Consider the following 15094-nt stretch of genomic DNA (forward strand, 5'->3'; position numbering starts at 1 on the left):
GCCCGGCCGGGCCCGTGTGCTCGTACCGCGGTACGACGCCGGGCCCGGGACCCTGGTATGACGCCGGGGCGGCCGTGCGCTGCCTAGGCTGGCGGGACCATGCGTACCCCACTCCCGTCGCCCCGCGTGCGTGCCTCGTTGCGCGCGCTGGGGCTCGCCCTCGCCACGCCCACCCGGCCCGGTGAGCCGCTGCTCGCGCAGGTGTCGTCGCCGTGGCTGCGCAGGCTCCCGTACGCCGTCGCCTTCGCGTTCGTCGCCTCGCTGCTGCCGGTCACCGTGACCGTGCTCGTCAACGACTACGGGGTGAACGGCGCCCTCGCGGGGGCGCTGGCGACCGGGCAGACCGCGCCTCTGCTGCTCGCCGTGGCCCGGCCGCTCCAGGCTTGGTGGATCATCCTGGCCGCCGATGTGCTGGGCGCGGTGGTGCTGCACGCGGCGGACGGGGTGGCGGGGCGGCCGTGGCCGTGGACGCCGATGATCGTGGTCGGCTACCTGGCGCTGATGGTGGCCGTGGGGCTGCGCGAGCCGCGCCGGACGCTGGTGGGCGTATGGCTGGCGACCGGCGCGGCGGGGTTCGCCTTCGAGCTGTTCCCGGTGCCCGGCAGCGGCGACGGCATCAATCTGCTGCTGTTCATCCTCAGCGGCGCCGTGCTGCTGCTGACCGCGTCCCTCCGGGAGCGCGGGGACGCGCAGCGGCGGCTGGTCGAGCAGGAGACGATCAGCGAGGCCGAGCGCGCCCGGCGGACGCTGCTGGAGGAACGGGCGCGGATCGCGCGCGAGTTGCACGACGTGGTGGCCCACCACATGTCGGTGATCACGGTGCAGGCGGATTCGGCGCCGTACCGGATCGAGGGGCTGCCGGAGGCGGCGCGTGAGGAGTTCTCGACGATCGCCGCGTCCGCCCGCGAGTCCCTCACCGAGATGCGGCGGCTGCTCGCGGTGCTGCGCAGCGACGGTTCGGAGGGCGAACGGGCCCCGCAGCCGGGCCTGGAGCGGGTGCAGCAGTTGGTGGAGGCGACGGTACGGGCGGGCGTGCCGGCCGAGCTGTCGATGCCGGCCGAGCTGGGTCCCGTACCGCAGGCGGTGGACCTGTCCGCGTACCGGATCGTGCAGGAGGCGCTCGCCAACGTGGTGCGGCACGCACCGGGCGCGCCGACGCGCGTGTCGGTGACGTCGGCGGACGGCCGGCTGACCGTGCTGGTCGTCAACGGGCCCTCGGAGTCGGCCGGTTCGCCCCTGGAGACGTCCGGCACCGGGCACGGGCTGGTCGGGATGCGGGAGCGCGTACGGTTGACCGGCGGCACGCTGGACACCGGGCCGCTGCCGGACGGGGGTTTCCGGGTCGCGGCCCGCCTGCCCCTCGCCCTCGACACGGAGGAACTCGGCACGGAGGCACTCGACACGGAGGAACCCGCGTGACCATCCGCGTGATCATCGTCGACGACCAGGCCATGGTACGTGCCGGGTTCGCCGCGCTGCTGTCGGCGCAGCCGGACATCGACGTGGTGGGCGAGGCGCCGGACGGCCGTGCGGGGATCTCCGTGGCCCGCTCCACGCACCCCGACGTCGTCCTCATGGACGTACGCATGCCGGAGATGGACGGCCTGGCGGCGGCCCGCGAGATCCTGTCGCCGCCGCCGGGCGTGGACGTCCACCGGCCGAAGGTGCTGATGCTCACCACCTTCGACGTGGACGACTACGTGTACGAGGCGCTGCGCGCCGGCGCGTCCGGGTTCCTGCTGAAGGACGCCCCGCCCGCCGACCTGATCGGCGCGGTACGGGTGGTGGCGGCCGGCGAGGCGCTGCTGGCTCCCTCCGTGACGCGGCGCCTGATCGCCGACTTCGCCGCCGCCCGCCCGGCCCCGCGCCGGGACCGCTCGCTGCGCCTCAACGGCCTGACGCCCCGTGAGACGGAGGTGCTGGAGCTGATCGCCCGGGGCCTTTCGAACCAGGAGATCGCCGACCACCTGGTGCTGGCCGAGCAGACGGTGAAGACCCACATCGGCCGGGTCCTGTCGAAGCTGGACCTCCGCGACCGGGCGCAGGCGGTGATCTTCGCGTACGAGTCCGGGCTGGTGACCCCGGGCGACGCGTAGGCGTGTCCGGGGTGACCCACCCCCTACCCCGGTATCACCCCGCGGTTGGCTCCGCGGGGTGACGCTCCCTCAGGGACCGTCCTCCTACCTTCCTCTCGCCGCACAGGACGAAGGAAGAAGAGGGGGGCGTCATGCGCCGCTGGAAGAGGACCCTGACCGCCGTGGCACTCGCGACGGCGGTCGTCACCGGGACGGCCGGATGGGCAGCGGGGAGCGGGCAGCAGGCGGTGACCGGGCCACCGCCCGGGAGCGCGGCCTGGCGGGCCGACGGCTCGCTGGGGCGGGCGCTGCCCGATCCCGCGAGCGCGACGCCCCGCGAGGTCGCCGCCTTCTTCCGCACCCTGACGGGCGACCGGCAGCGGGACCTCGCCCGCCGACACCCGTCCGTCGTCGGCAACCTCGACGGCGCGCCGGTGGCCCTCCGCTACGAGGCGAACGCCACCGCGCTGCGCCGCGACGCCCGGTACGCGCACCTCGCGGAGCCCGGGCGGCAGATCCTCGCGTTCGACCCGCGCGGCCGGGGCCAGGTCGCGGAGGTGTACGGGGACCTGGCGCGCAGCCGCCACGTCGCCGTCGTCGTGCCCGGGTCGGACATCGACGCCGGGACGTACGACCGCCCCACGGACCCGTACGGCACGCCCGCCGGGATGGCGAGGCAACTGCGGGCCGCGGCACAGGACGGCGCCCGCGACACCGCCGTCATCGCCTGGGCCGGTTACACCACCCCCGTCGGCGTGGGCGTCGACGCCGCCACCGGGGACCTCGCCGAGGCCGGCGCGACGCGGCTGGCGCGGCTGACCGACGGGCTGGCCGCCCTCGGCGCGCCGGCGCCCGCCGTCTTCTGCCACAGCTACGGCTCCGTCGTCTGCGGGCTGGCCGCCCCGCACCTGAAGGCCCGGGACCTCGTCGTCCTCGGCTCCCCCGGCATGCGCGCCGGCAACGTCGCCGACCTGCGGACGAGCGCCCGCGTGTGGGCCGCCAAGGACCCGTCCGACTGGATCTCCAAGGTGCCGAACGTCCGGTTCCTCGGCCTCGGCCACGGCACCGACCCGGCCGACCCCGCGTTCGGCGCACGTCCCGTGCCCGCCGCCGGCGCCCACGGCCACACCGGCTACTTCGCGCCGGGCACCGAGTCCCTCCGTACCTTCGCCGCCATCGCCCGGGGAGAGGTCCGATGAGTCTCGCCGAGCGCATCGAGGCGCGCACCCCCGCCCACCGCGACCGCGCCATCGACGGGCTGCGCGCCCTCGCGCTGCTCGCCGTCCCCACCGGCCACTGGCTCCTGGGCGGCTTCACGCTCGACGGCGACGGGGCGATCCACAACGCCAGCCCGCTCAGCACCTTCGGGTTCTTCGCACCCTTGAGCTGGGTGCTGCAAATGCTGGGGATCTTCTTCCTGGTCGGCGGGTACGCGTCCGTCCTGTCGTACAACAAGCGCCAGGGCTCCACGCGCGCGTGGCTCAGGGGCCGGATCGCCCGGCTCGGCCGTCCCGTCCTCGGAGTGACCGCCGTGTGGGCGGTCCTGGTGCCGGTCCTGTACGTCCTGGGCGTCCCGAACGACACCTTGCGCACCGCATCGACGCTGGTCGTCCAGCCGCTGTGGTTCGTCGGGGTGTACACGGTCGTCACGGCGCTCACCCCGTACTGCGTACGCGCCGCCCGCCGGCTCGGCGCCTGGGCGGCCGCCCCGCTCCTCGGCTCGGTCGCCGTGGTCGACTTCCTCCGGTACGGGCCGTACGCCGATGCCATGCCGTCCTGGCTGAGCGTGCTGAACGTCCTGCCCGGCTGGCTCTTCGCGTACCAACTCGGCGTCTCCTGGGGCGAGAAGCGCATCCGTGCCAGGGAGGCGTGGGCGCTGCTGGCCGGCGGCGCGGTCCTGTTCGCCACGCTCCTGCTCGCCTTCCACTACCCCGCCTCGATGGTCGGCGTCCCCGGCGAGGCCCGGACCAACTCGCACCCGCCGTCGCTGCTGGTCCTCGCGCTCGCCGCCGCGCAGAGCGGCGCGGCGATCCTGCTGCGCGACCGGCTGGGCCGACTGCTGCGGCGTCCCGCCCTGTGGGCGCCGGTCGTCGTGATCAACCTGTCGGCGATGACCATCCTGTGCTGGCACCAGACGGCGATGCTGGCCGCCGCCGTTCCCGCGTCGTTCCTCGGCCCGGTGGCGGGGCTGACGACCGCGCCCGACACGCTCGGCTGGATCGTGGCGCGGCTGGCGTGGCTGCCGCTGTTCGCGGGGCTGTTGCTGCTGATCGGGCGGTACGCGCGCGGGTTCGAGACCCCGTGGACGCGGGCGACCGTGGCCCGCCGCTCGGCAGCGGGGCTGCTGGCGGCGGGCTTCGCGGTCTACGCCCTGGGCTAGGGCCTCTCGTTCGGATCTTGCTGGGCTCGTGACGCCTGGACACCGCACCTCGCGGCGTTGTCGTCGGTCGCCAATGTCCCCCGTAGCCCTTCGGGCACGGGAGGTGCCCCCACCGCAGTGGCTCCCTCCTCCGCCTTGCGATGCACGGCGCCAGACGCCACTCACTGATCCAGCCTGATCCAAACGAAAGACCTTAGGCGTGGTCCCTGGCCGCCGACGTGAACGTCATGTCCGGGTACCGGTCGCCGGCCACCTGGGCGGCGACCGGCTCCAGCAGGGCCAGTTCGTCCCTGTCCAGGCGGATACGGGTCGCGGCGGCGTTCTCCAGCAGGCGGGCGCGCTTGCGGGTGCCGGGGATCGGCACGACGGTCAGGCCGTGCACCTCCGCCCGCTGCTGCGCCCAGGCGAGGGCCACCTGCGCGGGCGTCACTCCGTGGGCCTCCGCGACCTTGCGCACCGGCTCCAGGAGAGCGGCGTTGCGCTGGGCGTTCTCGCCGGAGAAGCGGGGCTGGTTCTTGCGGAAGTCGTTGTCCGCCAGGTCCTTGGCCGCGTCCACGAACGCCCCGGTGAGGAATCCGCGCCCGAGCGGCGAGTACGGCACGAACGCCACGCCCAGCTCGGCCGCCGCGCCCACCGCGCTGCGCTCGACGTCCCGGGAGAACAGCGACCACTCGGACTGGAGGGCCGCGATGGGGTGCACGGCGTGCGCCTCGCGCAGCTCGGGGCCGGTCACCTCGCTGAGCCCGAGGTGTTTGACCTTGCCCTCCTCGACCAGTTCGGCCATGGCGCCGACGGTCTCGGCGAGCGGTACGGCCGGGTCGCGGCGGTGCATGTAGTAGAGGTCGATGACGTCGACGCCCAGGCGGCGCAGGCTGCCCTCGACGCAGGACCTGATGTAGGCGCGGTCGTTGCGGATGCCCCGGTAGGTGGGGTCGTCGGTGCGGACGATGCCGAACTTGGTGGCGAGGGTGATCTCGTCACGGTGCCGGGCGACGAACGGCGCGAGGAACTCCTCGTTGGCGCCGCGCCCGTAGATGTCGGCGGTGTCGATCAGCGTGACGCCCGCCTCCAGCGCGGCGTCCAGGGTGTCCCGGGCGGCGGCCTCGTCGGTGTCGCCGTAGAACTCGCTGATGCCCATGGCGCCGAAGCCCTGGACGCCCACGAGCGGGCCGTCCGTGCCGAGGCGTACCGTCGCGATCTTCTCGATGCTCATGTGGTCCTCTCCGGGGCCCGGCGGGCACCCGCGTAGAAGTCGATCTTGTAGTCGAGTACGGCGAGCGTGTCCTGGAGCTCCGCGATCCGGGCGCGCACGTCGCGCCGCGTGGACTCCAGCAGCTCCTGCCGCTCCTCGAAGGTGTGCTCGCCCGCCCGCACCAGCTCGGCGTAACGCACCATGTCCGCCACCGGCATGCCGGTCAGCCGCAGCTTCCCCACGAAGACGAGCCAGTCCAGGTCCCGGTTGGTGAACCGGCGCTGACCGGTGTGCGACCGGTCGACGTGCGGCATCAGCCCGATCCGCTCGTACCAGCGCAGCGTGTGCGCGGTGAGTCCGGTCCAGGCCGACACCTCGCTGATCGTGTAGCGGTCCTGCCCGTCGGGGCGCGGGTGGGCGGGTGGCGCGGAGGCGCAGATGTCGGGGCGCTCGGTCCGTACGGGAGTGCTCTCGATCACCGTCATGGCCTCCACGCTAGGACCTTGGAGTGCACTCCAAGCAAGCCCGGACCGGGGAGATACGCTCGTACGCATGCGAAGCGTGGCGTTGATCGAGAACTGGCCGGTGGAGACCGCGGCGGCGGCCGTCGTACGGGCGGACGGGACCGTCGCCGGGGCGCACGGTCCCACGGACCGGCCGTTCCCGCTGGCCTCGGTGACCAAGCCGCTCGCCGCGTACGCCGTGCTCGTGGCGTACGAGGAGGGCGCGGTCGAGCTCGACGAGCCGGCCGGCCCGGAAGGCTCCACGGTGCGGCACCTGCTGGCCCACACCTCGGGGCTGGCGTTCGACGAGCACCGGGTCATGGCCGCGCCGGGTACCCGGCGGATCTACTCCAACGCGGGGTTCGAGGTGCTGGGCGACCACATCGCGAAGGCCACCGACATCCCGTTCGCCGAGTACCTGCGCCAGGCGGTGCTGGAGCCGCTGGGCATGACGGCCACGACGCTGGACGGCTCGCCCGCGAAGGACGGCGTCTCGACGGTCGACGACCTGGCGCGCTTCGCCGCCGAGGTGCAGGCGCCGCGCCTGCTGGACCCCCGCACCGTGCTGGAGGCCATGTCGGTCGTCCACCCCGGGCTGACCGGCATCCTGCCGGGGTACGGGCACCAGAAGCCGAACGACTGGGGCCTCGGGTTCGAGATCCGCGACGCCAAGTCCCCGCACTGGACGGGGTCTTCGTCCTCCCCGCGCACCTTCGGCCACTTCGGCCAGTCGGGCACGTTCCTGTGGGTCGACCCGGACGCGGGGGCGGCGTGCGTCGCCCTGACCGACCGGGCCTTCGGGCCGTGGGCGATCGAGGCGTGGCCGCCCTTCACGGACGCGGTGCTGGCGGAGCTGCGCGCGACGCGCTGAGGTACGGGCGGGAGCGGCCCCGCGACCGCAGAAGCTTCTCCGGCGACGATAGATTCGCTTCGGTGCCGGGCGTAGGGTTCTGCCGTACGCATGGGCCCCTCGACGCGTCTCCGAAACGAAGGTGCCATGCCCCCTGAGAAGCCCACCGCCGTCGACCGCCTCGATGACGACGACTACCCCGCCTACACGATGGGGCGGGCGGCCGCCATGCTGGGCACGACGCCCGCTTTCCTCCGGGCTCTCGGGGAGGCCCGGCTCATCACCCCGCTGCGGTCCGAGGGCGGCCACCGCCGCTACTCCCGCTACCAGCTCCGCCTCGCCGCCCGGGCCCGCGAGCTCGTCGACCAGGGCACTCCGGTCGAGGCCGCCTGCCGCATCATCATCCTGGAGGACCAGCTCGAGGAGGCCCTGCGCCTCAACGAGGAGATGCGCCGCCGCGCCGAGGGCTCCTGACCGGAGCCGCCCTCAGCCGACCCGAGCGGCGGACAACGAATATCTCTCGTCGCCGTTGCAGAAATTCAGGAAATGCGCGGTGAGATTTTCGACCCCGCCGACCCGGACGGAAAAACGTACCGCACCTTTCCGCTCGCCCCGTGCTACGGTTGCGTCAGTTGCAGTTGTGGTTCCCAGAGACTTTCAACAGTTCATTTCCGGTGTTTTCCGGAGGGGAAATCATCCCAGCGACTCCGGGTGCGCAAGGTGTGCACTCCGGGCACTGCCCCAAAGGGAGATTCAATATGGCATCTGGCACCGTGAAGTGGTTCAACGCGGAAAAGGGCTTCGGCTTCATCGAGCAGGACGGCGGCGGCGCTGACGTGTTCGCCCACTACTCGAACATCGCCGCCTCCGGCTTCCGCGAGCTTCAGGAAGGCCAGAAGGTGAACTTCGACGTCACGCAGGGCCAGAAGGGCCCGCAGGCCGAGAACATCGTTCCCGCCTGACGCTGACGCCTACGCGTTACGACGCGGCCGGGGCCCGCACCATGCGTGCGGGCCCCGGCTCGTTTCTGCTGCCCGGCCCGTCCCACGCGACGGGTCCCGTGGGCCGGCGGCTCCGCCCGCCGGGTCACCGCACGTCCACCGGACGGGGAATCCCGTCACGGCCCTCGCGCCCGAATGACGATCGCCGCTCTCTTCGGCTCGTACTCCGGCGCCTTTCGACGAACCGGTCACGCCTTACGGCCGGCATCGGTTCGTCTTTTTTCTTCGGTTCGTTCTTGCGAAATCCTCGTGCTCGTGCGGCCCCGTGCCGCCGGGAGGAATTCCTCGACACGTGCCGCATCGAGGAAGGTTCCGCATGAACCGCACTGCTCGCACGAACGACGGCTCCTCCCGCTCCCGTACCGCCGGCTCCGGCTCCGGCCGCGGAAACCATGGCCGCCCGCAGGCTCGCCAGACCGCCGCGCCCCGCCCCTCGGCCGCCGGGCGACCCGGCGGCGGCCCGCGACGCCGTCCCGCGGCGCTCCGCGGGGAGTTCGCCCTGCCCGTCAGCAGCACCGCGTCGCTGCCGCCCGTCGAGACGTTCACCGAGCTCGACCTGCCCCACCGCCTGCTGGCCGCGCTCCGCTCCGAAGGCATGACCGTGCCGTTCCCCATCCAGGCGGCGACCCTGCCGAACTCGCTGGCCGGCCGGGACGTGCTGGGCCGGGGGCGCACGGGCTCGGGCAAAACGCTCGCCTTCGGCCTCGCCCTGCTGGCCCGTACCGCCGGGCAGCGGGCCGAGCCCCGGCAGCCGCTGGCCCTCGTCCTCGTACCCACTCGGGAACTGGCCCAGCAGGTCACCGACGCGCTGACCCCCTACGCCCGGTCGCTGCACCTGCGGCTCACCACGGTCGTCGGCGGTATGCCGATCGGCCGCCAGGCGGGCGCGCTGCGCGGCGGGAGCGAGGTCGTCGTCGCGACACCCGGCCGCCTCAAGGACCTCGTCGACCGGGGCGACTGCCGACTGGACCAAGTGGCCGTCACCGTCCTGGACGAGGCCGACCAGATGACGGACATGGGCTTCATGCCCCAGGTGACCCACCTGCTCGACCAGGTGCGGCCCGACGGGCAGCGCCTGCTCTTCTCGGCCACCCTGGACCGGAACGTCGACCTCCTGGTCCGCCGGTACCTGACCGACCCGGTCGTCCACTCCGTCGACCCCTCCGCGGGAGCGGTCACCACGATGGAGCACCACGTGCTGCACGTGCACGGCGCCGACAAGCACGCCACCACCACGGAGATCGCCGCCCGGGACGGGCGGGTGATCATGTTCCTGGACACCAAGCACGCGGTGGACCGGCTGACCAAGGACCTCCTGGCCGTCGGGGTGCGCGCCTCCGCGCTGCACGGCGGCAAGACCCAGCCGCAGCGCACCCGCACCCTCGACCGGTTCAAGAGCGGTCACGTGACGGTCCTGGTGGCCACCAACGTCGCCGCGCGCGGCATCCACGTCGACGACCTCGACCTCGTCGTCAACGTCGACCCGCCCACCGACCACAAGGATTACCTGCACCGGGGCGGCCGCACCGCCCGCGCCGGCGAGTCCGGCACGGTCGTGACCCTGGTGCTGCCCGGCCAACGGCGCGGCATGGAGCGCCTGATGGCCGACGCCGGAATCACCGCCCGGGTGACCCGGGTCCGCTCCGGCGAGGCCGAACTGAGCCGCATCACCGGCGCCCAGGCGCCCTCGGGCGTCCCCGTCACCATCACGGCTCCGGCCTCCGAGCGGCCCAAGAGCCCCGGCTCCGCCGCCCGCGGCCGACGCCGCCGCCCCTCCCGCTGGGGCCGCCAGGCCTCCTCCGGCACGGCCGCCTAGCCACCGCCCCGCTCGCCGTGCCCGACCGAAGAGGAGAAGCCTTTGACACCGTTTCAGACCCTGGTCCGAGAAGCGAGCGGCACGGGCCTGACCGCCTGTGACGCCATGGCCGCGCCCGGGCCCCAGGTCGACGACCACATGATGGTCGACGTGGCCCTGTCCGTACTCATCAGCGCCCGCGTCGACCACCTGCTCCTCCATGACGAGGCGGGCCGCTGCTCGGGCCTGGTCACCCGGGCGGAACTGGCCGCCCACCGGGGCGGCTCCTGGTACAGCGACCGCACCCGGCTGCGCGACATCCCCCTCGACCGGGGGCCGTTCACCAGCTCGGCGGCGCACCTCGGCGACGCGGAGGCCGCCATGCGGATCCGGGCGCTGGACGTGTCCCCCGTGGTCGACGAGCACGGCTACACCCTGGGCATCCTGGCCCTCACCCCCTGACCGCCCCTCTCCCCTGCCGAGGCCCCATGCGCTGCGTCATCGCCCACTTCCCCTTCGACCTGTTCAAGAGCGACGTGCAGCAGGCGATGAAGGGGGTCAAACCCGAACCCGTCGCCGGGCCGTCCGTGACCATCGGACGCCGCACCTACCCCGTCAAGCAGGTCGGGGAGGTCATCACCAGGCAGGACCGCCGGGACTTCACCTCCGGCGAGGTGACCAGGGCGCTGACCCGGCTCGGCTTCACCTGCCACGACCCCGCGGTCACGCCCGTGACCGTCCTCACCCCGCTCCAGACAGCGACAGCGCTGCTGGGCGGCACGGCGGCCCACGGATGACCTCGGGGGCCCGGAAGGGCGAGCCGGATTCTAGAATCAACACCCATGTCGCATCCTGACGAATTGCTCGTCGACATCGCCGCCACGGTGGAGTCGGAGCACACCACTCAGATGTCCCTCACCGTCGTGGTCCACGGAGCCGTCATCACGGGCCGGCTGGCGCCCGAGTCCGTATGGCGGCAGCGGGTGGCCGAGGTCCTGAGGGACTCGGACCGGCTCGGTCCGTTCGCCGGTACCTTCGCGCCGCCCGGGGGCACCGGGTCCCGGCCGGCCGGGGCGCCCACGCATCTGCACTTCCACGTCGCCAGAATCCTCCAGGGTCCGGTGGGCATCCCCGAGACGGGCGGGATGTACCGGATCGCCATCAAGGACGTGAGCGCCTGGACGGTGGGGGACTTCAGCTACTCCGACCAGTGAGCGGTCGGCGCCGCCGTATCAGCCGCTCATCTCCCACAACAGCACCTCGGCCGGCCCGAGTGCGATCAGTTCCAGGCCCTCCGCGCCGGTGATCCGGGCCGCGTCCCCGGGGCCCAGGTCGTCGCCGGCGAGCCGGACCGCCCCGCGGACGACGTGGACGTACACGAAGGCGGCGTCCGGGACGGCGATCCGTTCGCCGGCGCCCGCCGGGCGGCGGACGTGGAGCATCGCGCCCGCGGCCGGCAGGGCGTACGGTGTCGCGTCCGCGATGCCCCGGACGACCTCGTAGGAGGGGTCGCCGCCGGGCTCCTTGGGGGCCAGCCACATCTGGACGAAGACCAGCGGGGCGTCGCCGTCGTTGCGTTCCTCGTGCCGGACGCCGGCGGCGGCGCTGAGGTGTTGTACGTCACCCGGGCCGATGCGCGAGGTGTGCCCGGCCGAGTCGCGGTGGGTGAGCTCGCCCTCGACGACCCAGGTGACGATCTCGGTGTGGCTGTGCGGGTGCTCGTCGAACCCGGAGCCCGGTGCGAGCCGCTCCTCGTTGCAGGCCAGGATCGTGCCGAACCGGAGGTTGTCGGGGTCGTAGAAGCGGCCGAAGGAGAAGGCGTGCAGCGTCTCTATGCCCGCCGTCGCCTCACCGCCGCGGTAGCGCTCGGCGGCCCGTCGCACGGACCACGCCGGTGGGCCGGTCGCGGGCCGCGCGGCGGGCGCCGCGCCGTCTGGATGCCAGGAACTCACGGGACCACCGTAGACCCGCCGCCGCACTCCGCCGCCCTGATGAGGCAGTCTTGTCCCGTGCCTGAACCCGCAGCGAACGACACCCACCCCCATGCCGCCACCCTGAAGCGCCTGGAGCAGTCCTCCGGACGCCTCGCGGCGAGCGCCATTGCCCGCATGGACGAGACGCTGCCCTGGTACCGGGCGATGCCGCCGGAGAACCGGTCGTGGATCGGCCTGGTCGCCCAGGCCGGTATCGCCGCGTTCACCGAGTGGTTCCGGCATCCGGAGACCCCGCAGGCGATCTCCACCGACGTCTTCGGGACGGCTCCGCGCGAGCTGACCCGGGCGATCACGCTGCGCCAGACCGTGGAGATGGTCCGTACGACGATCGAGGTCATGGAGTCGGCGATCGAGGAGGTCGCCGCCCCCGGCGACGAGTCGGTGCTGCGCGAGGCGCTGCTGGTGTACGCGCGGGAGATCGCCTTCGCGACGGCCCAGGTGTACGCGCAGGCCGCCGAGGCGCGCGGTGCGTGGGATGCCCGGCTGGAGTCGCTGGTGGTGAACGCGGTGCTGTCCGGCGAGGCCGACGAGGGCGCCGTCTCGCGGGCGGCGGCACTCGGCTGGAACTCGCCGGAGCACGTGTGCGTGATCCTGGGCACGGCCCCGGACGGCGACAGCGAGCTGACGGTGGAGGCGATCCGGCGAGCGGCCCGGCACGCCAAGCTCCAGGTCCTCACCGGGGTGCTGGGCGACCGGCTGGTCGTCATCGCGGGCGGCAGCGACAACCCGCTGCACGTCGCCAAGGCGCTGATCGGCCCGTACGCCGCCGGGCCGGTCGTCGCGGGGCCGATCGTGCCGGACCTGCTGGCGGCGACCCGGTCCGCGCAGGCCGCGGCGGCGGGCCTGAAGGCGTGCTCGGCCTGGCAGGACGCGCCGCGCCCGGTGCTGGCGGACGATCTCCTGCCGGAGCGCGCGATCGCCGGTGACCCGTCGGCGCGCGAGCAGTTGGTGGAGGAGATCTACAGACCGCTGGAGGAGGCGGGCTCGGCGCTGCTGGAGACGCTGAGCGTCTACCTGGAGCAGGCGAGCAGTCTGGAGGGCGCCGCCCGGATGCTCTTTGTGCATCCCAACACCGTGCGCTACCGGCTCCGACGTGTGACCGACGTCACCGGATGGTCACCCTCCGATGTCCGTTCCGCGTTCACGCTGCGGATCGCGCTGATCCTGGGGCGTCTGGCCGACGGAGATCCCCAGTCCTAGACTTTTGTCGAACGTCAACAATTCCCCTGACGGTTCTTCGTCCCTGTCCCCACGGGCGGTGGGAGCCGTCCACAAGAGAGAGTGTGAGGGTGCTCGTACTCGTCGCTCCCGGCCAAGGCGCTCAGACGCCCGGCTTCCTGACTCCCTGGCTCGACCTCCCCGGCGCCTCCGACCGCGTCGCCGCGTGGTCCGACGCCATCGGGCTCGACCTCGTCCACTACGGCACCAAGGCCGACGAGGACGCGATCCGCGACACGGCGGTGGCCCAGCCGCTGCTGGTCGCGGCCGGCCTGCTGTCCGCGTCGGCGCTCGGCGATGTGACCCCGGGTGCCGTCGCCGGCCACAGCGTCGGCGAGATCACGGCGGCCGCGTTCGCCGGTGTCCTCGACGACACGGCCGCGCTCGGCTTCGTACGGACGCGCGGACTGGCGATGGCCGAGGCCGCCGCCGTCACCGAGACCGGCATGTCGGCGCTGCTCGGCGGTGAGCCGGACGTCACCGTCCCGCACCTGGAGCAACTGGGCCTGACCCCGGCGAACGTGAACGGCGCCGGCCAGATCGTCGCCGCCGGCACCATGGAGCAGTTGGCCGCGCTGGCGGAGGACAAGCCCGAGGGCGTACGCCGCGTGGTGCCGCTCAAGGTCGCCGGCGCGTTCCACACGCACCACATGGCGCCCGCGGTCGCCACGCTCCAGAAGGCCGCCGACGGCCTGACGGTCGCCGACCCCACCGTGACGTACGTCTCGAACAAGGACGGCGCGACCGTCGCCACGGGCGCCGACGTCGTCGCCCGCCTGGTGGGGCAGGTCGCCAACCCCGTCCGCTGGGACCTGTGCATGGAAACGTTCCAGCGGCTCGGCGCCACCGCCCTGGTCGAGGTGTGCCCCGGCGGCACGCTCACCGGCATCGCCAAGCGCGCTCTGAAGGGTGTCAAGACGCTCGCGCTGAAGACGCCGGACGACCTCGACGCGGCCCGCGCGCTCATCGCCGAGCACGCGGCGCCCGCCGCCTGACAAGGAGCCATAGAGCATGGCGAAGATCAAGCCCAGCCAGGGCGCCCCGTACGCGCGGATCATGGGTGTGGGCGGTTACCGGCCCACCCGTGTCGTGCCCAACGAGGTGATCCTGGAGACGATCGACTCGTCCGACGAGTGGATCCGCTCGCGCTCCGGCATCGCCACCCGCCACTGGGCCTCCCCCGAGGAGACCGTGACCGCGATGTCGGTCGAGGCGGCCGGCAAGGCCATCGCGGACGCCGGGATCACGCCCGAGCAGATCGGCGGTGTGATCGTGTCCACCGTCTCGCACTTCAAGCAGACGCCGGCCGTCGCCACCGAGATCGCGGACAAGATCGGCGCTAACAAGCCGGCCGCGTTCGACATCTCGGCGGGCTGCGCCGGCTTCGGCTACGGCCTGACGCTCGCCAAGGGCATGGTCGTCGAGGGCTCGGCGGAGCACGTGCTCGTCATCGGCGTCGAGCGGCTCAGCGACCTGACCGACCTGGAGGACCGCGCGACGGCCTTCCTCTTCGGTGACGGCGCGGGCGCCGTCGTCGTCGGCCCCGCCAAGGAGCCGGCGATCGGCCCGACCGTGTGGGGCTCCGAGGGCGACAAGTCGGAGACCATCAAGCAGACCGTCGCCTGGACCGACTACCGCGACGGCACGGTCGAGAAGTTCCCCGCCATCACGCAGGAGGGCCAGGCGGTGTTCCGCTGGGCCGTCTTCGAGATGGCGAAGGTCGCCCAGCAGGCCCTGGACGCGGCCGGCATCACGGCGGCCGACCTGGACGTCTTCATTCCGCACCAGGCCAACATGCGGATCATCGACTCGATGGTGAAGACTCTCAAGCTGCCGGAGCACGTCACGGTCGCCCGTGACGTCGAGACGACCGGCAACACCTCGGCCGCCTCGATTCCGCTCGCGATGGAGCGGCTCCTGGCGACCGGTCAGGCGAAGAGCGGTGACACCGCGCTCGTCATCGGCTTCGGGGCGGGTCTCGTGTACGCCGCGACGGTCGTTACCCTCCCCTAGGCACCGTTCGGATCGTTCCCAGAACTTTCCGGACGACCAGCCTCAAAAACCCTCTGAGAAACACCTCTGAGAT

Annotated in this window: 17 protein-coding genes; 14 read left to right on the plus strand and 3 right to left on the minus strand. The window is 72.9% G+C overall.

All coding sequences use genetic code 11. The features are described from left to right. Positions 1-99 precede the first annotated feature (99 nt). The 4 genes from AB0J57_RS19130 to AB0J57_RS19145 all read left to right on the plus strand — a co-directional run bounded on the left by AB0J57_RS19130 (position 100) and on the right by AB0J57_RS19145 (position 4455). Entirely contained in the window at positions 100-1419 is a 1320-nt protein-coding gene (locus AB0J57_RS19130) for a sensor histidine kinase (RefSeq protein WP_366129381.1), read from the plus strand. Beyond that, a complete protein-coding gene (locus AB0J57_RS19135) occupies positions 1416-2096 on the plus strand; it encodes a response regulator transcription factor (RefSeq protein WP_366129382.1) in 681 nt (226 codons plus the stop codon). Before AB0J57_RS19130 ends, AB0J57_RS19135 begins: the two co-directional genes overlap by 4 nt. A gap of 131 nt (positions 2097-2227) precedes the next feature. Then, positions 2228-3274 carry an alpha/beta hydrolase gene (locus AB0J57_RS19140; RefSeq protein WP_366129383.1) on the plus strand — a complete coding sequence of 349 codons (1047 nt, stop codon included), beginning with the start codon at positions 2228-2230 and terminating at the stop codon, positions 3272-3274. Beyond that, positions 3271-4455, plus strand: a complete 1185-nt coding sequence (locus AB0J57_RS19145) for an acyltransferase (RefSeq protein ID WP_366129384.1) — start codon at positions 3271-3273, stop codon at positions 4453-4455. Before AB0J57_RS19140 ends, AB0J57_RS19145 begins: the two co-directional genes overlap by 4 nt. A 193-nt stretch (positions 4456-4648) precedes the next feature. On the opposite strand, the gene AB0J57_RS19150 is transcribed toward AB0J57_RS19145, so the two are convergent. Together AB0J57_RS19150 and AB0J57_RS19155 are read right to left on the minus strand one after the other, a co-directional pair. Next, positions 4649-5668 carry an aldo/keto reductase gene (locus tag AB0J57_RS19150; RefSeq protein ID WP_366129385.1) on the minus strand — a complete coding sequence of 340 codons (1020 nt, stop codon included), beginning with the start codon at positions 5666-5668 and terminating at the stop codon, positions 4649-4651. Next, entirely contained in the window at positions 5665-6132 is a 468-nt protein-coding gene (locus AB0J57_RS19155) for a MerR family transcriptional regulator (RefSeq protein ID WP_366129386.1), read from the minus strand. Before AB0J57_RS19155 ends, AB0J57_RS19150 begins: the two co-directional genes overlap by 4 nt. Positions 6133-6199: 67 nt before the next feature. Between AB0J57_RS19155 and AB0J57_RS19160 the strand changes: the two genes are divergently transcribed. The 7 genes from AB0J57_RS19160 (at position 6200) to AB0J57_RS19190 (ending at position 11010) form a co-directional block, all read left to right on the plus strand. Continuing rightward, a complete protein-coding gene (locus tag AB0J57_RS19160) occupies positions 6200-7021 on the plus strand; it encodes a serine hydrolase domain-containing protein (protein WP_366129387.1) in 822 nt (273 codons plus the stop codon). 126 nt (positions 7022-7147) lie between these two features. Further along, on the plus strand, positions 7148-7474 hold the full coding sequence (locus AB0J57_RS19165; protein ID WP_366129388.1) for a MerR family transcriptional regulator: 327 nt from the start codon (positions 7148-7150) through the stop codon (positions 7472-7474). A 284-nt stretch (positions 7475-7758) separates the two neighbouring features. Beyond that, entirely contained in the window at positions 7759-7962 is a 204-nt protein-coding gene (locus AB0J57_RS19170; protein ID WP_033176054.1) for a cold-shock protein, read from the plus strand. Positions 7963-8317: 355 nt separating this feature from the next. After that, entirely contained in the window at positions 8318-9817 is a 1500-nt protein-coding gene (locus AB0J57_RS19175; RefSeq protein WP_366129389.1) for a DEAD/DEAH box helicase, read from the plus strand. Positions 9818-9922: 105 nt separating this feature from the next. Beyond that, a complete protein-coding gene (locus AB0J57_RS19180; protein WP_366129595.1) occupies positions 9923-10258 on the plus strand; it encodes a CBS domain-containing protein in 336 nt (111 codons plus the stop codon). Positions 10259-10284: 26 nt separating this feature from the next. Beyond that, on the plus strand, positions 10285-10593 hold the full coding sequence (locus tag AB0J57_RS19185; protein WP_366129390.1) for an SCO5918 family protein: 309 nt from the start codon (positions 10285-10287) through the stop codon (positions 10591-10593). 45 nt (positions 10594-10638) lie between these two features. Further along, positions 10639-11010 carry a hypothetical protein gene (locus AB0J57_RS19190; protein WP_366129392.1) on the plus strand — a complete coding sequence of 124 codons (372 nt, stop codon included), beginning with the start codon at positions 10639-10641 and terminating at the stop codon, positions 11008-11010. Positions 11011-11028: 18 nt separating this feature from the next. Here AB0J57_RS19190 and AB0J57_RS19195 read toward each other — a convergent pair whose 3' ends face one another. Beyond that, positions 11029-11679: a pirin family protein gene (locus AB0J57_RS19195; protein WP_366129596.1), complete on the minus strand. Its 651-nt coding sequence runs from the start codon at positions 11677-11679 to the stop codon at positions 11029-11031. Positions 11680-11787: 108 nt separating this feature from the next. Between AB0J57_RS19195 and AB0J57_RS19200 the strand changes: the two genes are divergently transcribed. The 3 genes from AB0J57_RS19200 to AB0J57_RS19210 all read left to right on the plus strand — a co-directional run bounded on the left by AB0J57_RS19200 (position 11788) and on the right by AB0J57_RS19210 (position 15021). Further along, complete coding sequence (locus AB0J57_RS19200; protein WP_366129393.1) at positions 11788-12990, plus strand: helix-turn-helix domain-containing protein; 1203 nt, start codon at positions 11788-11790, stop codon at positions 12988-12990. A gap of 89 nt (positions 12991-13079) precedes the next feature. Next, positions 13080-14003 carry an ACP S-malonyltransferase gene (locus AB0J57_RS19205; protein WP_366129394.1) on the plus strand — a complete coding sequence of 308 codons (924 nt, stop codon included), beginning with the start codon at positions 13080-13082 and terminating at the stop codon, positions 14001-14003. Between the two features lie 16 nt (positions 14004-14019). Then, positions 14020-15021 carry a ketoacyl-ACP synthase III gene (locus tag AB0J57_RS19210; RefSeq protein WP_366129395.1) on the plus strand — a complete coding sequence of 334 codons (1002 nt, stop codon included), beginning with the start codon at positions 14020-14022 and terminating at the stop codon, positions 15019-15021. Positions 15022-15094 lie beyond the last annotated feature (73 nt).

The sequence above is a fragment of the Streptomyces sp. NPDC049837 genome, from assembly GCF_040674455.1.
GTDB lineage: Bacteria > Actinomycetota > Actinomycetes > Streptomycetales > Streptomycetaceae > Streptomyces.